Genomic DNA, 19,491 nt, shown 5'->3' on the forward strand with positions numbered 1-19,491 from the left:
GGTCACTTCCACTGGAACAGCTCGCTCTGCACCACTTCGTGGATGAGCGAGCGCATCCCGTAGCCATCCTTCCCGGCACGGGCGACAATCCCGTCGATGGCGGGTTGGTCGAACGGAGTGGGCACCGCGCCCGTTGCGTAGGTAACCAGGTGCCTCGTGACTCCTTTGGCCAGCAAGGCGGGCCGGTGGGCCAGATAGGTGCGTAACTCATGGATATTCGCGAATCGTTTGCCATCCGGCGTCTGCCCTGAGCTGTCCACTGGCAGTCCATCCTTCCACGTGAGTTGCTCCGGTTTCCGCTCCCGCACGGAAATGGACAATGTTTCCCGGTTCACCATCCGGTAGTGATCGCGGTGGTTTCCCATCACGTCGAAGCTTTCCAGCGCGAAGCCGTAGGGATCGAACCGTGCGTGGCAGGCAGCGCAGGAACGTCCCTCAGCATGCATCGCGAACTGTTCCCGCAGCGTCTTCGCCCCGCGGACGTCCGGTTCCACCGGCTTGATGCCCGGGGGCGGGGGAGGGATCGGCGTGCCAAGCAGCCGTTCCGCCAGCCAGCGTCCCCGTTTCACCGGAGAGGTTACGGTCCCGTTGGCGGTCACCTTCATCACAGAGGACTGCGTCCAGATCCCGCCGAACGGGGAACCCGCCGGCAACTTTGCCAGCCGCAGGCCCGCGCCTTCCACCCCGGGGATCCCATAGTGCGTGGCGAGCGCCCCGTTCGCCATGGTCCAGTCCGCCGCGACCAGATCCTTCACGCCGATGTTCTCCTTCAGCATGCGGCGTAGGAATCCCTCCGTCTCCCACACGCTGGAGAGCTTCAGGAATTCCCCATACTCCGGATAAAGGTTCCCGTCGGGTGAGGTATCATTGATGGCACGCAGGCCGAGCCACTGCTTCGCGAAGTCCGTGATGAAACGCTCCGCCTTCGGATCCTCCAGCATGCGTTCCGTCTGCCGCCTCAGGGTGGCGGGATCCAAGATTCCGCCGGTGGCTGTCACTTCCATCAGTTCATCATCCGGCGTGGATCCCCACAGGAAATAGGACAACCTCGAGGCCAGCGCGTGTGCGGAGAGTTTCCCTGGCTCCTCCACCAGACAGAGGAAATCCGGCGAGGTCATGAGCAGGGTCACCTCGTCCAGAAATGCCCGCTTCACCGGCATGCCGGCATCCACCGCGGCGGTCAGCCGTGACATCACCTCGTCCAGTTCTCCGGCGGTGAAATCACGGCGGTAGAGCCGTGTGCCGATCCTTGCGAATGTCTTGCGCATCGCGGCGGAGAAGGACTCCTTCAGCTCCGGAGGCAGCTTCGTGTTGTCGCCGGGCTTGCGCAGGAGCTGGTCGAGTTCCGGCGGAAAGTCAGCCGTCAGCCAGCGGTCGCCGGGCAGGGGCAGGGCGGGGGATTCCACCTCCACCCATTGCAGCGCCAATCCGGGCCCCTTACACTCGGAGGCCTGGTGGTTCTTCGGGACCGGCACGCCGAGTCCGAAGGGAACGAACCGGATGCCATCACCCACCGGGGCCTTGTCATTCAGGTCACGTGTCCGCAGATACACATCCGTTTCGATGACGGAGGGTTTTCCCGGTGGCACTTCGATGATGCCGACCAGCTCGACGATCTGCGGATACGCGCTGGTATGCCCGGCGTAAATCCCCACCACCAGCGGCTTGTCCGTCTGGTAGGCGTAGGCGGAGATCTTCATCCGGTGGATGCCCGGACGCTCGGTGCCCTTGTAGGTGACCGGGCCGGAGGTCAGATCGGAGTTGAAGGAAACCATCGTCCCATCGGGAAGTTCCAGGATGTGGCCTTTCGACTGCTCGCTGGGCTTCGCGACGGCTTTCCGGGTCCGCGCCGGATCGAACTCCGCCGACTGCGGGGCTTCCCCTTGCGGCAGGGGGCGGAGGATCCATTTCAAAACCGCCTCCGTCATGGTGACATAGCCCGCCGCGCCGCTGGCGGAAAGTCCCAGCGCGCCGCCCACCTTGTCATAGCCGTCCATCAGGTTGTCCTCCGGCAGGTTGATGCCCACCGTGGGACGCATGCCGGTCAGATCCTGGACCGTGTTGGCATACTCGTTTTGGGAAAGCCTCCGCAGCATGCTGCGGCCCTCGCTCCGCTGCTTTTCCAGATGCATGCGGCTGAAGTCACCCTTGATCCAGCCGATCACCGCCTGCCTCTTTTCCGCCGCCGGCTGTTCCTCATCCTCCGGCGGCATGTTGCCAGACTCCAGTTGGTCCAGGATCCGGAACCACAGATCCTTGTCCGCCATCAGCGCTTCAAGGCTGCTGTCCAGATCCACCTTTGCCTCCGCCTTCTTTCCGGAATGGCATTCCTTGCAGTGGGCTTCCAGCACCGCTTCCACCTGCCTGCCATAGGACACGGCTGCATCCTCCGCCGCCACGGCGCGGAGAAAGGACATGCCGGCGAGCAGGATGGAGATTCGTTTCAGCGCGTGCATGGCCTTTCAGAGCATGCCGTTCATATTGCCCGTGCTGGAACCGAACCGATCCGTCTCCACGCCGAACTCCTGCAGCATCGTGACGAACAGGTTGCCCAGCGGCGTGTTGCGTTCCGTGTCTCCGGCGACATGGCCGCCATGACGGTGCCCTCCACCTGCCAGCAGGATGGGAAGGTTGGTGGTGCCATGGCCGCTGGCGTCCCCCAGATTGCTGCCGATGAGCACCTGCGTGGAATCCAGCAGACTGCCGCCGCCTTCCGGGGTATCCCGCAGCGAGGTGAGGAAATCCCGGAACGCTTGCATCTCCGCGCGCTCGATGATCCGCAGTTGCTCGATCTTCGCAGGATTCTTCCCATGGTGGGACAGGCCGTGATGGTCCTCGTCCACACCATCGATCGGTGGCTTGAGATCCATCCCCCGGATGAAGATCGAGATCACCCGCGTGGAGTCCGTCTGCAGCGCGAGTCGTGTGAGATTGAATAACAAGCGCGCCCGGCCGATGCTGTCCGCCCGGTCATTGCTGTCCACGGGTGGGGCCTCGCTGATCTGTGGTTTGGGCTTCACGGCCCATGCCTCGTCGGCCTGGAGCTGCTTCTCCATGTCCCGCACCGCATCCGTGTAGTCATTGAGCTGGGTCTGGTCCCGCACACTGAGCTTTCCTTTCAGCGAGGAAAAGCGGTCGCCCATCCGGTCGAGCACGCTTCGGCCCTGCCGAAGGCGTTCCACCTCCGCCTCCACCTCCTTCGCCTGTCCGGCGAGGAACATTTTCGCAAAGACCCGCGAAGGGGAGTCCAGCGGAGGCACTCCCGCGCCGGTGCCGGTGTAGGTAAGGCCGCCCCCGCCGTCATGCGTCCGCAGGGACAGCAGAGGAAAGCGCGTGGCGCTCCCCACATGCCGGGACGCCAGATAGTCCAGCGACACCGTGTTCCGGAAACCGCTGGAGGTGGGGTGCTTCGCGCTGGTGAGGAAACACACTTCCGATGCGTGGTCGCCGCCGATCTCGGGATGGGAAATCCCGGAGAACACCGTGAACCGCTCCCGGAGATCCTTGAGGATGCCCAGGTATTCGCCCGGCTCGTAGTCCCTGCCTGCGGTCTTTGGGAAAAAGGATGGCCCATACAGTCCGAAGGCGGTGCAGACATTCACCATCCGGCGTGGTGCGGGCGGCCCTCCCGGGGCGCCGTAGGTCTCCAGCCACGGCAGGGCGAGAAAGGCGGAGGATGTCCTGATGAAATTCCGGCGGGACGTGGTGGGGTTTTGCATGACCTGCGGATGGGTTGGGTCGCGGGCAAGCATCCGGACGGACCGGTGCCAACCTTTGCCATACACGTCCGCATGATTTCATTTTTCAACGAAATCATGGGAAATCGCCGACCCGCCGCGCGACCGGTCAGCGGCTGGCGATCACCTCGGCCGTGAAGCCCTTCAGGTAGCCCGTCTCCGGGATGGAAAGCAGGATCGGATGGTCCGCGCGCTGGCTGTGCTCCGCGACCAGGCGCAGGGACTTCTTCGCATCGATGGAGGCATCCACGATATTCTCCAGATACAGCTCGCGCGACGCGTGGTGGGAGCAGCAGAAGGTGGAGAGGATGCCGCCCTTTTCCAGCAGCTTCAGCGAGCGCAGGTGGATCTCCTTGTAGCCGCGCATGGCATCCATGAGCGTCTTCTTGTTCCGGGTGAAACTCGGCGGATCCAGGATGATGAGATCGTAGTCCGGTTTCGCGTGCTTGAGGAAATCGAAGACGTTGTGCTCGATGACATCGATCTCCACTCCGTTGACCTCCGCATTCTTCCTCGCGGCCTCACAGGCGCTCGCGGAGACATCCACCGCGGTGACTTTCGCGGCTCCCGCCTTCGCACAGGCGAGCGCGAATCCGCCCTGGTTGGTGAAGCAGTCGAGCACCCGCTTGCCCTTGGCCAGCTTCGCCACCTCGGCGTGGGACTGGAGCTGGTCGAGGTAGAGGCCGGTCTTCTGCCCGTCGAAGAGGTCGATCTCGAAAGTCAGGTCGTTCGCCCGCACTTGGAACGGTCCGGGGTTTTCGCCGTGGAGCATCTCGATGCCCGGCTCCATCCCCTCCGCCTTGCGGTAGGGGGAGTCGTTCCGCAGGACGATGGACTTCGGGGAAAGCAGCGCGAGCAGGGCGTCACGGATGAGTTCCTTCCTCTGATCCATGGCCAGCGTCAGGGTCTGGACGGAGAGGTGGTCGCCGTAGCGGTCCACGATCAGGCCGGGGATGCCGTCGGACTCGCTCCAGACCAGACGGGCGAGGGTATCGTCGATGCCACGGCGCTGGCGGTGCTCGATCGCCTGCTGGATGCGGCGGGTGAAGAAATCCAGATCCAGGTCCTGCTTCCGGCGTGAAAAGCGGCGGGCGACAATCTGGGATTGCGGATTGTAGATGGCGGAGCCGAGCGGCCGGTCGCGGAAATCCTTCAGCGTGATCACATCCCCGGGCTGCGGATTGCCGAATGCCTTCTTGATCTCGGTGGCGTAGATCCACTCGTGACCGTGGAAAATGCGGGCGCGCGGTGCGATGATGAGTCCTGCCATGGGGCGGGGACTCTGCGCCGGGAAGCGGCGGAATGTCGAATGCGAATCTCAGCTCAATTTCTCCCCGTCCGGGACGGTTCGCAGGCCTTGTGGAATTATGATCTTGCGCTGGTCGGCTCCAGTCCCTAGCCAGTGGCTCTACCAATCATGGGACAGCAATCCAATAAGATCATCAAACGCCGCCGCCGTGCCGACTACCTGAACCGCAAGAAGGATCAGGCGAAATTGGGTGGCATCTCCAAGAAGTCTTCGACCGTGAAGAAAGCAGCCGCTCCTGCCAAGAAGGCAGCCGCTCCTGCGAAGAAAGCCGCCGCTCCTGCCAAGAAGGCAGCCGCCAAGAAGGCTCCTGCGAAGAAAGTCGATGATGCCGCCGTGGCGGAAGTCGCCGACAAGACGGTTGAGGCGATCGAGAACATCGAGGAAGGCGCTCCGGCACCTGCCGAAGAGGAGTCCTGATCATTTTCCCACATGAAAAAGGGGCGGCGGTCTATGACCGTCGCCTTTTTTGTGCTACCAAAGTCGATACGAAGCCATGACGGCCAACTACAAGATAGGTAACGAGAAGCTCATCAAGGTGCTGGACGGCGCCTCCGGCCACCTGCGTGGCTTGCTGGAGCGCCAGGGCAGGCCCGACGGTGGGCTGCGCATCGCCGTGGTGGGCGGCGGCTGTTCCGGACTCCAATACAAGATGGATCTGGTCGATGGGCCGCGGGACCGAGACATCCTCGTTCCCAGCAACGGGGTCAACGTGGTCATCGACCCGAAAAGCGCCCTCTTTGTCAGCGGCAGCGAACTGGACTACTCCGATGACCTCCAGCAGGGCGGCTTCAAGGTGAGCAACCCGAATGCGGTGGTCACCTGTTCATGCGGTGAAAGCTTCGCGGCGTGATGACGGATGCTTTCGAGACCCTCTCGCTGCCGCCACGGCTGGACTTGGGCGATGAAGAGCTCCGTGGCGCGTTCCGGGAAGCCGGAAAGCGGCTGCACCCGGATGCCGGAGGTGGGGAAGGGGAATTCGCCGCACTGAAGGAAGCTCTCGCGATTCTGTCCAGCCCGTCCCGGCGGCTTGCCCACTGGCTTTCCCTCCGGGGAACGGCCGTGGAACCCCGTGGCATGATCGCCCCGGGACTGATGGATCTGTTCGGAAAGATCGGCCCGGTCAGCCAGATGGCGGAAACCGTGATCCGCAAGCGGGAGACCGCCCAGTCGGCCCTGGGGAAGGCATTGCTGGAGCCGGAACTCCAGAACTGCCTCCAGCGCGTTGAGGAAATGATCGCGGAGGTGGATGCCTCCCTGGCGGCGGAATGCGCCGTGTTCGCGCCGTGGATGGCCACGAATCCGGATTCAGCTACGGGCTCGGAGAAGGTAAGGAACCTGGCATTCCTGGAAAAGTGGAAAACCTCCCTGAAGAGCCTCTACGCCAGGATGTTGTGATCCACTGGATGAGGTTCATTCTCACGCCTGAACGCGGAAAAACCGCCTTCCCGATGAAGGGAAGACGGTTTTGCGATGAACGGAATAACCCGGAAAGAATCAGGGCTTGGGCACGGTCTCGATGGTCGCGAGGATCCGGGAGGCGATCTGGTATGGATCACCCTGGGAGTTCGGACGACGGTCCTCGAGATAGCCACGATAGGCGTCACCCTTCACGAAGCTGTGCGGAACGCGGACGGATGCACCACGGTCAGCGACTCCGTAGGAGAACTTGTCGATCGACTGGGTTTCGTGGAGGCCGGTGAGGCGCATGTGGTTGTCCGGACCATAGACGGCGATGTGCTCGGCGGTGTGGTCGCCGAATGCAGCCATCAGGGCCTCGAAGTAGGCCTTGCCGCCCTTTTCACGGAGGTAGTCCGTGGAGAAGTTCGCGTGCATGCCGGAACCATTCCAGTCGGTGTCACCCAGCGGCTTGCAGTGGAAGTTGATGTCGATACCGTACTTTTCGCAAAGGCGGATCAGGAGGTAACGGGCAACCCACACTTCGTCGGCGGCCTTCTTGGAGCCTTTGCCGAAGATCTGGAATTCCCACTGGCCTTTCGCCACTTCGGCGTTGATGCCTTCGTGGTTGATGCCTGCGTCAAGGCAGAGGTCGAGGTGCTCCTCAACGATCTGGCGGGCGATGTCACCCACGTTCTTGTAGCCGACGCCGGTGTAGTATGGACCTTGCGGGGCTGGGTAGCCATCGGTCGGGAAGCCGAGGGGACGGCCGTCCTGATAAAGGAAATATTCCTGCTCGAAACCGAACCATGCGCCCGGATCGTCCAGGATGGTGGCACGGGAGTTGGAAGGATGGGGGGTCACACCATCTGGCATCATGACTTCGCACATCACGAGCACGCCGTTGCGGCGGGTGGTGTCCGGATAGAGGGCCACTGGTTTCAGGACGCAGTCGGAGCTGCGGCCTTCAGCCTGTTGGGTCGAGCTACCGTCAAAGCCCCAGTTTGGCAGTTCTTCAAGCTTCGGGAATGCGTCGAAATCCTTGATGAGGGTTTTGCTGCGGAGGTTCGGGGTTGGCTTGTAGCCGTCGAGCCAGATGTATTCCAATTTGTATTTGGCCATATTTTTTGGTAATCAGTGCGTTAGCGGTATTTTTGGAGAGCAGCCCGGTCAAGGGGAATCTGTGAAGATTCTCAATGGGCGGATTGCTTTCCGAGAGGTATGAAAGCAACTAATATGCCAGCGGGTGGAAACTTCGAAAATTTTCAATGAATTCTACAAGTGGATCACTATGAGCGTGGTATCATCGCCGCCGGCACTGCGGAGAGCCCGTTCCATCATCTTTTCCAACGCTCCGGTGGGGCTGAGGTCTTCCGACAGGGCATTGGCGATGTGCTGTTCGGTAAGCCCGTCGATGAGTCCGTCGGAGCAGATCAGGAAGCGGTCACCGGGGAGATAGGGGACTGCTGCCAGATGGGGCCGCATCCTTGGGTGGCCGCCACCGATGACTTCGTAGAGCGCCGACCGACGAGGGTGGGAGCGATATTGCATCTCGCCGATCTGGCCCCGTTTCCACTGATCCCAGGCGAGGGTGTGGTCTTTGGAGAGCTGGGTGAGTTCTCCACCGCGTGAAAGGTAGATCCGGGAGTCACCCACATTCGCCAGATAGAGGTTCTCCGGGGTGAACCACGCCAGTGCCACCGTGGCGGACATCCCTTTCTGTTCCTCACAGGATGCCGCGGCCACGTTGATCTGCTCATGCACGGCCCGGAGCGTGTCGCCGAGATGCTCCAGTGAGTCCGGGAAGAAACCTGAAGCCGCGGCTTTGAATGTCTCCGGGATCATTTCGCTCATCCCACGCAACAAAAGGGAGGAAGCCAGATCTCCCGCATTTCCGCCACCCATCCCATCAGAGACCGCGAAAACTAGGTCACATTCGGACAAGGTCCTGCTCCCGGATTCCGGGAGCGATTCAGCTCCGCCAAGGCCCGAAGCGAATGCCACCACGGAATCGTCATTCCGGGGTTTGCGGGATCCGCTGTGGGATCGATAGGACCAGTGGAAAAGCGCGCCTTCGGACACGGTGGGTTTTTCTGGGAGGATGGATCAGATATTGGCGGCGGGCTGGGATGCATCCTCCGATGGCGTGGGGAACGGCAGGATTTCCGCCAACTCGAAGTCGATGATGCAGAAACGCGCCAGTTTGTCCGAGTAGGTGATGTTCCGCGGCTCCGCGTCCAGATGCCGGACTCCGTAGTCACGCTCCAGCGCGGCGAAAAGCTGGTCCGCCCGCTCTTTCGGGATATGGGGGGCGGGCATCCCGCAGTTGGTGGAGACGAAGTAGTTCTCCTCCGGATGTTCCTCGATCACCTTCGGCACGTAAGGGCAGCCCCGTTGCTCGAGCACCTTCAGCACCTCCACTTCCGTGGCGTAGCGCTTGTCCGCATCGGTGCCGCGCAGGCGCTTGTGGACATTCCCGTAGAAGTCGATGCGGACGTGGGAACGGATTCCGTCTTTGATCGGTTGGATGGACATGAAAGTTGGGGGAGATGGTAGGCATTGGCTGCCCATGGCCCAGCGCAAACTTACCGGGGACCACCGTCCGGAAAATGTTCCGTTGCCAGTCGGGGTGGGCGGGTTTATAAAACCGCTATGTCAGCCGTTGCCGAACAGTCCGCAGTCATTGCGAAAACCAAAGAACTTTGCGCCGAAATCGTCGCGGACCCTTCTTTCCGTAAGAACCAGGCTAAGGTCGAGCGCTTCCTCTCCGATGACGCCGCACGCCTCCAGTACCAGAGTGTCCATGAGCGCGGCGATGAGCTCGCCCACAAGCAACGGGCCGGGATCGAACTCAGCAAGTCCGAGGTCACCGAGTTCGAAGCCGCCCGCGACGCCCTGTTCGCCAACGAGATCGCCCGTGACTTCCTCGAAGCCCAACGGGAACTGGAGCAGCTCCAGGGGGAAATCGCCAAGTACGTCGGTGCGACCATCGAACTTGGCCGTGTCGCCACTGAGGACGACATCCAGGATTCCGGCGGTTGCTGCGGTGGTGGTTGCGGTTGCGGCTGATACGTTCCGGCCAAACCGGTAGTCTTTTTCACCATCCGGAGCCGCTTCGTGCGGTTTCCGGATTTTTTTTGGTGCAAGTCGGGTCGGTTATGGTTGGTTCTGTGTCTGATTATGTTGGTTCGTTTCGGTTTTTGTTTGTTTTTGGCGAGTTCCGCCTTCGCCTTGGAGTTCCATGTGACCCCCTCCGGAAAGGCGGACGCTCCGGGGACCGTGGAGGCTCCGTTCGGCACCCTGGTGCAGGCCCGCGATGCCATCCGTGCCCTGAAGAAGAAGGCGCCGCTCAATGAAGCGGTCACCGTCTGGGTTCACGGGGGAGCCTATGAAATGCAAGAGACGCTCGCCCTCGATGTGATCGATTCCGGCACGGAGAAATTCCCGGTGGTCTATCGCGGGGTGGAGGGGGAAACGGCTTGGTTCAACGGAGCCCCCAAGGTGGAGGATTTCACCGGGCACCAAGGAAAGATCCGGAAGGCCGACCTGAAGGAACTGGGACTGGGCAAGGCGGCGATCCGGCAGTTGCTGTTCAATGGCAAGCGCCAGCCCTTGGCACGATACCCGAATGCGGACCCGGCGGATCCGCTCTACAGCGGATGGGCGTTTCTCAAGGACGTGCCGAAGGACAAGATCGAGGGGCACCGCTGGAAGCGTGTGGCCTATCTGGATCCGAAGGACGTCCGGAAATGGGCGAAACCGGAGGAGCTTGAGATGAACATTTTCGCGGGCTACGGCTGGTGGAATTTCATCATGCCGGTGGCATCGGTCGATGCCACAGCGAACACCCTGACACTGCAGAAGGACTGCGGCTATGATCTTCACCCACACAACCGGTATTTCATCCAGAACGCCCTTGAGGAGCTGGATGCACCCGGCGAGTGGTACATCGACCGCACGACGGAAACCCTCTACTTCTGGCCTCCGGCAGACCAGGGTGAGGTGCGGATCCCGAAGCTGGGGAGCTTCGTGAAGATGGCGGCAGCCACCAAGCACATCACCATCCGCGGTCTGAACTTCACCGGTTGCACGGAGACTGCCATCAGCTTTTCCGGAACGGAGAACTGCACCGTGGCCGGTTGTGTCATCACCGAAGCGGGCGGCTGGAACGGCTCTGGGATTTCCATGCATGGAAAGAACAACCTGGCGACCGGAAATGATGTCTCTTTCACCGGTGCCACGGGCATCAGCCTGGGCGGTGGTGATCGGGTGAAACTGGAGTCCGCGAACAACGTGGCGGACAACAACCACGTCCACCATCCCGGCATGATCCAGAAGAACGGTGCCGGCATCGGCCTGGGTGGGGTGGGGAACAAGGCGACCCACAACCACATCCACCATACTCCCCGGATGGCCGTCCAGTTCAGCGGGAACAATCTCGTGGTCGACTACAACCACATGCACCACACCGTGCTGGAGACCCAGGACGGCGGTGCGGTTTATACCGGAGGGCGGGACTGGATCAGCTCCCGCGGCACCTCCCTGAAATACAACTTCATCCACGACACCATCGGCGTGGGGCAGGGTGCGGACGGACTGAAGCACCCCCACTTCACCTGGGGCATCTACATGGATGACAACGCGGGCGGTCTGGACATCGTGGGCAACATCGTGGTGCGCAGCGCACGTGCCGCACTGCACCTGCACAACGGCCGCGACCACATCATCGAGAACAACATCTTCGTGGACGGCGGCGAGCGCCAGGTGGAGTACAGCGGCTGGAGCGGCAACCATCCGTTCTTCAAGAACCACCATCAGATGATGATCGACGGCTGGGACAAGGTGAAGGAGCAGCCCGCCTGGAAGGGGCTGCGGAACATGGACTTCGACCCGCGCAACGCGGTCCGTCCGGACGGAACCATCATGTCCGGGAACATCGCACAAAGGAACATCATCGCCTGGAAGGATGCCTCCCTCCGCTATGCGGACCTGAAGAGTGTTTCCGCGGAATACAACACGTTCGACCGGAATCTGGTCTGGAACGGCGGCAGGGAGATCAACACCTCCGTGGTCCTCACCGGAGCTGATACCGGTGAAGAACTCATGGGGAGCTCTGCCTTGCTGGCGGGCACACCGGAGGGCAAGGTGCCGAAGGGATGGGGATGGAACCACAAGCCTCGCAAGGAACTGAAACTCCAGGCGGAGCCGGAAAACGTCCTGCGGGTGGAAGCCGCAACCAGCGATGACCCGAAGAACAGCAAGGTAAGCCTGCACAGTCCGTCGATGCCTGCCAAGGCGGGCGGAGCCTATCGGGCGAAGATGAAGCTGAAAGGGACCAAGCCCGGCATGCGGGGCAGTTTTTCCTACGCCATTTTCTCAGCCGGGAACGGCTATTGGCAATCCGACGCCAAGGGAGTGACCCTCGGCACGGAGTGGCAGGAATTCGAACTCACCGGCGCGATGCTCCGGGAGTCCGATCCGAAGTGGAAGCCCTGGATGAGCAAGTTCTTCATCCGCGTGGATCTGGCGGATTCCGAGGGGGACGTTCTGATCAAGGACCTGACGGTCCATGAGGCGGTGGCACTCGACGGCTGGACATCATGGCAGTCCGTCGGTTGGGACAAGCACTCCATCATCGCTGATCCGCTCTTCGAGAATCAGGAAAAGGATGACTATCGCCTGAAGAAGGACTCGCCGGCATTCAAGCTCGGGTTCCAGCAGATTCCGGTGGAGAAGATCGGCCAATACGACAGCGAATTCCGGGCGAAGCCCTGATCCGCCTTTACTCCATCGTAGCGGACATCGCCCGGACGGAAATCGTCCGTTTCAGCTCAAAGGAGACATAAGCGATCCGTTCGGGCTGCCGGTGGTTGAAAGGCGTGATCGTCAGCACCTCGATGGTGTAGGTTCCATCCTCCCCGAATCCATCCGCGATGTCGGCCAGCGGCACCACGGCATTCTGCGGGGCGAAGGTGTTGATGGAGAAGGCTGAGGACGGCAGCTTGGTCCCCGTGGTTCCCAGGGCGGGAGGTCCGCGGTAGATCTGGGCGTAGGTCACGCTGTCCGGATAGAGATCCGTCAGGGTCACCCGGGCCTCCGGGGGCGCTTCCTGATACGTTTTCCCGGGCTCGATCCCCTCGATCACCGCGGTGCATACCGGCCAGATCTGGATGGTCGCGGAGCCGACGGTGGCACGTGCGTCGCCGAGCTTCACCGTGGCGGTGAATGATTCCTCGCCCATGGCCTTGGTCGGGAACTCCCCGGGAAGATTCTGATAGATGCCCGGAAGGCTGAAGGTGCCGTTCTTGCTGAACTCGAAGCCCTGGTCGTAGGTTCCCTGTCCGGTGCCGTTCTCGGCAGGGATGTGGAGGGTCCTCTCGTAGAGCTTGTAGCTGCGGGCCATCGTCACCTTGGTGGGGACGCCCTCGGGCAGATTGTCCGTGTCCGTGGGGAGCCGGCCGACCGCCACGCTGGCGGCGAAAGGTTGGTCCGCCCTGGTGCGGGGCGGGAAATAGGGGTCCGCGGAGGTGAGGGAGATCCGTGCCTCCGGGATGTAGGCGCCCACGGTTTGCTCCGCCAGGAGCTGCGGCAGGGAGGAACCAGCCGGATCGCTGCCGAGGTTGATGTCCAGATGAATGCCCAGCACCGTCAGGTCGATGAGGTTGGAGCTGAGGGATACATTCGCGCGCACTGCAGTACCCACGGCGGCGTCGAGTAGTGTGAACGGACTGAAGACGGGATCCTGGTAGGCGTAGAGCTGGAAGATCGCGCCATCACCCTCCAGTGGCTTCGACCGCACCGTGCCATTCTTCTGGGCGATGGGCGTGTCATAGACGACCGTCCGTCCATTGATCAACTGGATCTGCCGGACGAAATCCACAGCCTCTGCCTGGGATACCAGCAGCGTGATGATGAAAAGGGAAATCTGCCGGGTTTTCATGGCGTCTGGGTCGGGATGGAAATGGGGCCTCCCTGGAAGGTTGCGACAACGAGCAGGTTTCCTTTCCTGTATCGTTCCATGGTGTCGGGATGCAGCGGGGTCTTGCCGGTGATCTGGTCATGGGTGACATCCATGGTGGTGATCCACGCGCGGTTCGCTGAGAAAAAGGTCAGCCAGTCGGTGAACTTGCCGGAGGGCGATGAAACCATGTGGCTTCGCAGGCCGGGTGGGCACCAGATGACGCTGTCCTTTGGCAGGAGGATGAATTCGCCGCCGCCTTCCAGCGGGGTGGACATCTCCAGCAGTCCGAAGCCCTGCGGCTGCGGTGGCATCGGTTTGGGCAGTTCCTGCCCGGCTACAGATGCCTGCCTCCGGGCGGTCAGTTGCTCATCCGTGGTCGAATCGATGGTTGGGTGTCCGGCGTCCTTCGGCACGACGGCCAGCCCGGTTCCCGGCTTGCGTTCCGGCACATCCGCTCCATGGAGGACGGAACAGGTGGCGGCGAGCAGGCCGAGGATGTGGAGGTGATGCTTCATCTCAGGGTGTGATGGTGACCTTCAGCCATCCCGGACCCTGGCCGGTGGCGATGTCCACGGTGACGTTCAGGTCGGTGCTCAGGCCGGTGGTAATGGGCGCGATGGCCTGGGTGAGCGGTCCGGCAGGAGGCTCGGCGGGCGGGGATCCCAGCACGGTCAGCCCCACATCCGCGAGATCCAGCCCGAGGAAGGGCGGACGGTAGATCGGTGCGTCATAGCGGGCGATCTGGAAGGAGACGTTCACCATGGATCCGGTGATGACCTGATCCGCGGAGGACATGGTCAGTACCCCGGACATCACTGGCGGGGCGGCGTGGTATTCCCCCAGAACGTAGAAGTAACCCTTCGGGTTGAGGTTGTAGTTGGCCGGACTGGCGATGCCTGGAAGCAGGGAGCCGAGCAGCGAGGACCCTGGCATGTGGAATCCGAGGTTCACGGTGGCCGGATGCAGGGGATCACTGAGCGTCCAGTTGGCGCCGTATTGGTGGACCGGCCCGACGGAAGTGCCGGGGGTGCTCGATTTGATCGAGAGACGCTGGGGATAGAAGTTCGTCAGTCCGGTCTGGAGGGCAACGAAGCCCGTGGACTGGACCGTGCCGCCGGTGCCCAGCAGGCCGCCCAGGAGCTTTTCCTTGAAGACCCCGTTGACCACGGTGGCATTCACCGCCCGTTCACCGAGTTCGAGCTTTCCAGCCACTCCGAAGACGTCGTAACGGAACGGCTTGCCGACGGAGATGGTCGCGGAACGATTCGTTTCGGTGAGGCTCACCGGCGCGATCATCCCGGGAGCCCAACATTGGACCTGGGCATGGCTCTGGTGACAGGGGGCCAGCGCCCCTGCCATGGCAAGGACGCCTATTTTCGAGCGTGCGCTCATCGGAACTGGATGTAAGGGGGTGCGGGTGATCAGCCGCCTTCCGGAATCCCGTTCCACCGTTGAAGGTGAGCCGGGTGGGTGATCCGTTGGCGTCTGCGGGTGTGAGCATCACCTTACAGCCTTTGCCTCTGGTGATACCAAAGGTCAGTTCGACAATGTGCTTATGAGGACATTACACGTCGGGCGATAATACGTATCCGCGGACCTCTTGTGCCCGGAAAACACTCATTCCGGGGATTTCCCGCTTATGAATGCAGAAACCCCGCATTTTTACCAGGTTGTCACTCCGCTCGCGGGAGGGCCGGTGCCTTCGGCTTTCCGTCAGCGGATTTGAGGTATTTGAATAGATCGCTGTCCGTCGAAAGGATCAGGGTGGAGTCTCCGCCGATGGTGCGACGGTACATCTCCATGGACTTCAGGAATTCATAGAGTTCCGCCGCTTCCGGCCGCTGGCCGTAGGCCCGGGCATAGATTTCGGAAGCTTTGGCATCAGCCGCACCACGGGTGGTCTGGACCTTCTTGTAGGCTTCGGATTCGATTTTGTTCAGATCCCTTTCCTTGTCGCCCAGGATCCGCGCGGCCTGACCCTGGCCTTCCGACCGGAATTTCGAGGCGATCTGGAGACGCTCGGAGATCATCCGCTCATAGATTTTCTCGACCACCGTCGAGTTGTAGTTGATCCGCTTGAATCGGACGTCCAGCAGCTCGATGCCCAGTTCAGCGAGCTTCGCCCTGGCGTCATTCCGGATGTCAGCCTCGATGGCGTGGCGGCCACGACGGATGGGCGGCAGGGTGCCGATGCTGCCGGGTGAGTTCTCGGTCATTTCCTCCAAGGTTTCGTCCCGGAGAGGCTTGCGGGCTTTGTCGGTGCGGATGATCTCGATGAGATCATGCTTGGCGACCGCGCTGCGGGTTTCGCTGCCGATGATGTCCTCGATCCGCGAGAGGGCGCTGCGCTCGTCCCGCAGGCGGCGGAAATACTCCAGCGGATCCGTGACGCGCCAGCGGGCGAAGGCGTTCACCGAAATGTAGAGCTTGTCCTTGGTGGGCATCTCATTCCTGGGTCCATCCCATGGTCGGATGTTTTTCGGGATGACGTTCACCACCTGGATGAACGGCTTCTTGAGATGCAGCCCCGGTTCAGTGATGGGCTTGCCAACGGGGTTGCCGAACTCGGTGATGATCACCTGGTCCGACGGTTTCACGGTGTAGAAACAGCCGGAGAAGATCATCAGCAGTAGGATGCAACCCACGACGACGAGGAAGGTGACGAATGCGCGCATGTTCATCGGGCACCTCCTTCCGGAAGAGTCACGGTGGAACCGCCAAGGTTGAGCAGCGGCAGCAGGCCCTTCGCGTCCTCATCCAGCATCACGGTCCTGCCGATATTGGGGAGAATCTCGGACATGGTTTCCAGATAGATGCGTCTCCGCGTGACGTCGGGCGCGGTGCTGTACTGTTTGAGCAGTGCCTCGAAGGAGGCGACATCACCCTCGGCCTCGTTCACCCGTTTCATGGCGTACCCTTCAGCGGCGCTGACCATCCGGTCCGCCTCACCGCGCGCGAGCGGCACGGCCTTGTTGTATTCTCCATTGGCGATGTTGATGGCGCTTTCCTTCTCCTGGAGGGCGTTGTTCACCTCATTGAAGCTGCCCTGCACGCGGCGCGGAGGATTCACGTTCTTGAGCTGGATCTGGTCGATGCGCAGGCCCATCTCATAGCTGCGTGTGGCATCCTGGAGCTTCTGGGTGGCGATGGTCTCGATCTCCTGCCGTCCGATGGTGATGACCTCATCCACCGTGCGGTCTCCGACGACCTCCCTCATCACGTTCTCGGAAAGGTCCCGCAGGGCCGCATCCGGGGACTCCACCTCGAAGAGGTATTGCATGGGATCATCGATCCGGTATTGCACCACCCACTCCACCAAGGCTGCGTTGAGATCTCCGGTGACCATGTTCTTCTCCTGCTCCTGCTCGTCCTCCGCTCCGTATTGCCAGGGATTGGTCGAGTTGTCCGTGCCGAAGCCGAATTCCTGCTTCATCTGCCGCTCAACCTGGACCGCATAGCTCTTGTCCACGCCGAATGGGATCTTGAAGTGGAGGCCGGGCATGCTGGTCTTGATCGGCTTGCCGAAGCGGAGAACCACCGCCTGCGACTCCGCCGGGACGGTGTAGAATGAGGAAAACAGCCCCGACAGCACCATGATCAGGATGAAAACCCCGAAGATGATCTTCGGCAGCTTTGTCAGAATGTTCGATGCCGGGGGAGATGATGGGAACTTGGGAGGCTTGGTGGCCATGGCGACCAACGAAGTCCCGACCGGCGTGAGGAGTCAAGAAAACCCGGAAAATCCAGGCATCACCGGCTCAGTCCCGGAGGTGCCCCATGGCCTCCCGGAGATCGTCCGCGTTGATGTCCCTGCTGACGAAGGCACTGCCAGGAGAGTCGATCAGCACATAGCGGATCTGCCCGGATGAGAATTTCTTGTCCTTGGAAAGCCGGTCCATGACCGTGTCCGTGGTGATCCGCTCCGGGAGGATGACAGGGAGGTGGAAACGCTCCAGCAGGGAGATGATGGCACGGCCAGCTTCCGGTGGGAGGCCGGCCTTCCTCTCGGACAGGAACACTGCGGCCCGCAGGCCCAGCGAGATGGCCTCACCGTGGAGCATCTCTCCGTAGGGAAGGGACGCCTCGATGCCGTGGCCGATGGTATGCCCCAGATTGAGCAGTGCGCGGATGTCCTTCGTTTCGTACTCATCCTCCTCCACGACCCGGGCCTTGATGCCGATGTTGCGGGCGATGAGATCCGCAGGCACATCCCGGCTTTCGGGATCGAGCGCGGCCAGTTCACCCACCATGCCGGCGTCGCGGATGGCCGCATGCTTGATCGCCTCCGCGAAGCCTTCGTGGAACTCCCGGGCGGGCAGGGTGCGCAGGGTGTGGGGATCCACCAGCACGCGTTTCGGTTGGTGGAATGCTCCCAACAGGTTCTTCCCTTCCTCCACGTTGACGCCGGTTTTCCCTCCCACGGAGGAATCGACCTGAGCGAGCAGGGTGGTCGGCACTTGGATGAAGGGGATGCCGCGGTAGAAGATGGCTGCGACGAATCCCGCGAGGTCTCCCACCACACCACCGCCCAGGGCGACAAGCAGGGATTTGCGGTCGTGGTTCTCCCGGATCATTCCGCGGCAGACTTCTTCCGCCTGGGTCATCGACTTCGATGATTCTCCGGCGGGAACGACATGGAGGGTGGTCTGGAAACCAGCCTCAGCCAGCGAGGCGAGTAGGGCCTCCGAGTGGAACTTCACCACGTTGCTGTCCGTGACGACGGCGACCCGGCAGGGCTTGATGCCTGCTTCAAGGATGGCTTGGCCCGCCCGCTGGAGCAGGCCGGGTTCGACAACCACATCGTAGGAACGGTCGGACAGATTGACTCGCACGGAAGGCATGCGCGGAGGATTGGCGAGGATCGGCATTTTCCAAATCCAAAATTCCAAATTCCCAATTCAATCCGGCTATGATGGGCTGGCGCATGGAAATCCGCAGATACGACGAACAGGTGCCGTTCACCACCAAGGACGGTTCGACGATCCGCAGCCTGCTGGACCGTGCGAACGCCCCCGTGGCGAACCAGAGCCTGGCGGAAGCGACGCTGCCGCCGGGAGCGGCGACCGAGCGGCACTATCACGGAGTGAGCGAGGAGTTCTACTACATCCTCGAAGGGAAGGGCCTCATGGAAATCGACGGACAGGAACGCGAAGTGGGTCCCGGTGACGCCATCCTGATCCCGGCAAAGGCCTGGCACCAGATCACAGCGGAAGGGGCGATGCGCTTCCTCTGCTGCTGCGCGCCGCCCTACGCGCATGAGGACACGTTCTTTGCCTGAGGGCACAAAAAAGAGCCGGGGCTGGATGCTCCCGGCTCTGTTCCTGGATTGGGAAATCAGAGTTCCTTCACCCGCAGGGAGCGGAAGGACACCACGTCACCGTGGTCCTGGAAGACGAGGTGACCTTTCGCTTCCTTGTTGAACTTCTCCCACTTGGCGAACTTGGACTTCGCGAGCAGTTCTTTCCATTGCTCGGTGGAGGTATCCACATCGGCGGTGACGGTGCCGTTGATGGTGAGGGTGATCTTGGTGCCATCCACCTTGATGCTGCCTTCATTCCATTCGCCGGCCGGCTTGGAAACCTCCGGTTTGGCGGGGATGATGTCGTAGAAGGCACCAGCGAGGTTGCCGCGCTTGATCTCATGCTGATAGGCGGTCTTGGAGCGGGAATCCAGCACCTGGTATTCCGGACCGGTTTCGTAGGGGGCCTTGCCCGCTTCGCTGGAACGCCACATGATGCCGGAGTTGCCTTCCGGGGCGATCTTGAACTCGAAGCGGAACTCGAAGTTCGCATACTGGTCCTTAGTGAGGAGGTCGCCGCCGCCCTTTTCCGTCAGGGTGATGGCACCGTCCTTGACGATCCACTTTGCGTTCACATCCTCCTTCTTGAAGTTGCGGAAACCGTCGAGCGACTTGCCGTCGAAGATGAGTTTGAAGCCGTCCGCCTTCTCCTTGTCGGAGAGGGTGTTGGGTTCGCCGGCGAAAACAGGAAGCGCCAGGGCGCTGAGCAGGATGATGGATTTCATAAAAGCGAAGCCGATACGAGCGGGTTCCGGTCATTGTTTCAATGAAGGAATTTCACTTGGAGATA

Annotated in this window: 19 protein-coding genes; 6 read left to right on the forward strand and 13 right to left on the reverse strand. The window is 61.6% G+C overall.

What is annotated here, in order from left to right:
* Positions 1–2 precede the first annotated feature (2 nt).
* The 3 genes from OVA24_RS12485 to OVA24_RS12495 all read right to left on the reverse strand — a co-directional run bounded on the left by OVA24_RS12485 (position 3) and on the right by OVA24_RS12495 (position 5,007).
* Positions 3–2,456 carry a DUF1592 domain-containing protein gene (locus OVA24_RS12485; protein ID WP_267670151.1) on the reverse strand — a complete coding sequence of 818 codons (2,454 nt, stop codon included), beginning with the start codon at positions 2,454–2,456 and terminating at the stop codon, positions 3–5.
* A gap of 6 nt (positions 2,457–2,462) precedes the next feature.
* Positions 2,463–3,719 carry a DUF1552 domain-containing protein gene (locus OVA24_RS12490; RefSeq protein ID WP_267670152.1) on the reverse strand — a complete coding sequence of 419 codons (1,257 nt, stop codon included), beginning with the start codon at positions 3,717–3,719 and terminating at the stop codon, positions 2,463–2,465.
* A 127-nt stretch (positions 3,720–3,846) separates the two neighbouring features.
* Complete coding sequence (locus OVA24_RS12495) at positions 3,847–5,007, reverse strand: class I SAM-dependent rRNA methyltransferase (protein ID WP_267670155.1); 1,161 nt, start codon at positions 5,005–5,007, stop codon at positions 3,847–3,849.
* 147 nt (positions 5,008–5,154) lie between these two features.
* On the opposite strand from OVA24_RS12495, the gene OVA24_RS12500 reads away from it, so the two are divergent.
* The 3 genes from OVA24_RS12500 (at position 5,155) to OVA24_RS12510 (ending at position 6,441) form a co-directional block, all read left to right on the forward strand.
* The gene (locus OVA24_RS12500) at positions 5,155–5,463 is read left to right on the forward strand and encodes a hypothetical protein (protein WP_267670156.1); all 309 of its coding nucleotides are present in this window, start codon (positions 5,155–5,157) and stop codon (positions 5,461–5,463) included.
* 76 nt (positions 5,464–5,539) lie between these two features.
* Entirely contained in the window at positions 5,540–5,896 is a 357-nt protein-coding gene (locus tag OVA24_RS12505) for a HesB/IscA family protein (protein WP_267670157.1), read from the forward strand.
* Positions 5,896–6,441, forward strand: a complete 546-nt coding sequence (locus OVA24_RS12510) for a J domain-containing protein (RefSeq protein WP_267670158.1) — start codon at positions 5,896–5,898, stop codon at positions 6,439–6,441. The genes OVA24_RS12505 and OVA24_RS12510 overlap by 1 nt, the downstream gene beginning before the upstream one ends.
* A 99-nt stretch (positions 6,442–6,540) precedes the next feature.
* Here OVA24_RS12510 and OVA24_RS12515 read toward each other — a convergent pair whose 3' ends face one another.
* The 3 genes from OVA24_RS12515 to OVA24_RS12525 form a co-directional block, all read right to left on the reverse strand.
* Positions 6,541–7,563 (reverse strand): glutamine synthetase beta-grasp domain-containing protein, encoded by a 1,023-nt coding sequence (locus OVA24_RS12515; protein WP_267670159.1) that lies wholly within the window; start codon positions 7,561–7,563, stop codon positions 6,541–6,543.
* A 153-nt stretch (positions 7,564–7,716) separates the two neighbouring features.
* Positions 7,717–8,523: a PP2C family protein-serine/threonine phosphatase gene (locus OVA24_RS12520; RefSeq protein ID WP_324287859.1), complete on the reverse strand. Its 807-nt coding sequence runs from the start codon at positions 8,521–8,523 to the stop codon at positions 7,717–7,719.
* Positions 8,524–8,547: 24 nt separating this feature from the next.
* A complete protein-coding gene (locus OVA24_RS12525) occupies positions 8,548–8,976 on the reverse strand; it encodes a protein kinase family protein (protein WP_267670160.1) in 429 nt (142 codons plus the stop codon).
* A 117-nt stretch (positions 8,977–9,093) separates the two neighbouring features.
* Between OVA24_RS12525 and OVA24_RS12530 the strand changes: the two genes are divergently transcribed.
* Both OVA24_RS12530 and OVA24_RS12535 read left to right on the forward strand, forming a co-directional pair.
* Positions 9,094–9,510 (forward strand): YlbF/YmcA family competence regulator, encoded by a 417-nt coding sequence (locus tag OVA24_RS12530; protein ID WP_267670161.1) that lies wholly within the window; start codon positions 9,094–9,096, stop codon positions 9,508–9,510.
* Positions 9,511–9,645: 135 nt separating this feature from the next.
* The gene (locus OVA24_RS12535) at positions 9,646–12,216 is read left to right on the forward strand and encodes a right-handed parallel beta-helix repeat-containing protein (protein WP_267670162.1); all 2,571 of its coding nucleotides are present in this window, start codon (positions 9,646–9,648) and stop codon (positions 12,214–12,216) included.
* Between the two features lie 7 nt (positions 12,217–12,223).
* On the opposite strand, the gene OVA24_RS12540 is transcribed toward OVA24_RS12535, so the two are convergent.
* The 6 genes from OVA24_RS12540 to aroB form a co-directional block, all read right to left on the reverse strand.
* Entirely contained in the window at positions 12,224–13,381 is a 1,158-nt protein-coding gene (locus OVA24_RS12540; RefSeq protein WP_267670163.1) for a hypothetical protein, read from the reverse strand.
* The gene (locus OVA24_RS12545) at positions 13,378–13,917 is read right to left on the reverse strand and encodes a hypothetical protein (protein WP_267670164.1); all 540 of its coding nucleotides are present in this window, start codon (positions 13,915–13,917) and stop codon (positions 13,378–13,380) included. Before OVA24_RS12545 ends, OVA24_RS12540 begins: the two co-directional genes overlap by 4 nt.
* A gap of 1 nt (position 13,918) precedes the next feature.
* Positions 13,919–14,686 (reverse strand): hypothetical protein, encoded by a 768-nt coding sequence (locus OVA24_RS12550; RefSeq protein ID WP_267670166.1) that lies wholly within the window; start codon positions 14,684–14,686, stop codon positions 13,919–13,921.
* A 389-nt stretch (positions 14,687–15,075) separates the two neighbouring features.
* Positions 15,076–16,077 carry a protease modulator HflC gene (gene hflC, locus OVA24_RS12555; protein ID WP_345783442.1) on the reverse strand — a complete coding sequence of 334 codons (1,002 nt, stop codon included), beginning with the start codon at positions 16,075–16,077 and terminating at the stop codon, positions 15,076–15,078.
* Between the two features lie 2 nt (positions 16,078–16,079).
* Entirely contained in the window at positions 16,080–17,093 is a 1,014-nt protein-coding gene (gene hflK / locus OVA24_RS12560; protein ID WP_267670168.1) for an FtsH protease activity modulator HflK, read from the reverse strand.
* Between the two features lie 67 nt (positions 17,094–17,160).
* Positions 17,161–18,243, reverse strand: coding sequence for a 3-dehydroquinate synthase (aroB, locus tag OVA24_RS12565; protein WP_267670169.1), 1,083 nt, complete (start codon positions 18,241–18,243; stop codon positions 17,161–17,163).
* An 83-nt stretch (positions 18,244–18,326) separates the two neighbouring features.
* Between aroB and OVA24_RS12570 the strand changes: the two genes are divergently transcribed.
* Positions 18,327–18,680, forward strand: a complete 354-nt coding sequence (locus OVA24_RS12570) for a cupin domain-containing protein (RefSeq protein WP_267670170.1) — start codon at positions 18,327–18,329, stop codon at positions 18,678–18,680.
* 56 nt (positions 18,681–18,736) lie between these two features.
* Here the strand turns inward: OVA24_RS12570 and OVA24_RS12575 are convergent, their stop codons facing one another.
* Entirely contained in the window at positions 18,737–19,426 is a 690-nt protein-coding gene (locus tag OVA24_RS12575; RefSeq protein WP_267670171.1) for a 3-keto-disaccharide hydrolase, read from the reverse strand.
* Positions 19,427–19,491 lie beyond the last annotated feature (65 nt).

The organism is Luteolibacter sp. SL250 (assembly GCF_026625605.1).
In the GTDB taxonomy this organism is placed as follows: Bacteria; Verrucomicrobiota; Verrucomicrobiia; order Verrucomicrobiales; family Akkermansiaceae; genus Luteolibacter.

What these genes read in the sequence shown, in the direction of transcription:
- OVA24_RS12485 (WP_267670151.1), bottom strand. Translation starts at nt 2,456, where the DNA reads ATGCACGCGCTGAAACGAATCTCCATCCTGCTCGCCGGCATGTCCTTT.
- OVA24_RS12490 (WP_267670152.1), bottom strand. Translation starts at nt 3,719, where the DNA reads ATGCAAAACCCCACCACGTCCCGCCGGAATTTCATCAGGACATCCTCC.
- OVA24_RS12495 (WP_267670155.1), bottom strand. Translation starts at nt 5,007, where the DNA reads ATGGCAGGACTCATCATCGCACCGCGCGCCCGCATTTTCCACGGTCAC.
- OVA24_RS12500 (WP_267670156.1), top strand. Translation starts at nt 5,155, where the DNA reads ATGGGACAGCAATCCAATAAGATCATCAAACGCCGCCGCCGTGCCGAC.
- OVA24_RS12505 (WP_267670157.1), top strand. Translation starts at nt 5,540, where the DNA reads ATGACGGCCAACTACAAGATAGGTAACGAGAAGCTCATCAAGGTGCTG.
- OVA24_RS12510 (WP_267670158.1), top strand. Translation starts at nt 5,896, where the DNA reads ATGACGGATGCTTTCGAGACCCTCTCGCTGCCGCCACGGCTGGACTTG.
- OVA24_RS12515 (WP_267670159.1), bottom strand. Translation starts at nt 7,563, where the DNA reads ATGGCCAAATACAAATTGGAATACATCTGGCTCGACGGCTACAAGCCA.
- OVA24_RS12525 (WP_267670160.1), bottom strand. Translation starts at nt 8,976, where the DNA reads ATGTCCATCCAACCGATCAAAGACGGAATCCGTTCCCACGTCCGCATC.
- OVA24_RS12530 (WP_267670161.1), top strand. Translation starts at nt 9,094, where the DNA reads ATGTCAGCCGTTGCCGAACAGTCCGCAGTCATTGCGAAAACCAAAGAA.
- OVA24_RS12540 (WP_267670163.1), bottom strand. Translation starts at nt 13,381, where the DNA reads ATGAAAACCCGGCAGATTTCCCTTTTCATCATCACGCTGCTGGTATCC.
- OVA24_RS12545 (WP_267670164.1), bottom strand. Translation starts at nt 13,917, where the DNA reads ATGAAGCATCACCTCCACATCCTCGGCCTGCTCGCCGCCACCTGTTCC.
- hflC (WP_345783442.1), bottom strand. Translation starts at nt 16,077, where the DNA reads ATGCGCGCATTCGTCACCTTCCTCGTCGTCGTGGGTTGCATCCTACTG.
- hflK (WP_267670168.1), bottom strand. Translation starts at nt 17,093, where the DNA reads ATGGCCACCAAGCCTCCCAAGTTCCCATCATCTCCCCCGGCATCGAAC.
- aroB (WP_267670169.1), bottom strand. Translation starts at nt 18,243, where the DNA reads ATGCCTTCCGTGCGAGTCAATCTGTCCGACCGTTCCTACGATGTGGTT.
- OVA24_RS12570 (WP_267670170.1), top strand. Translation starts at nt 18,327, where the DNA reads ATGGAAATCCGCAGATACGACGAACAGGTGCCGTTCACCACCAAGGAC.
- OVA24_RS12575 (WP_267670171.1), bottom strand. Translation starts at nt 19,426, where the DNA reads ATGAAATCCATCATCCTGCTCAGCGCCCTGGCGCTTCCTGTTTTCGCC.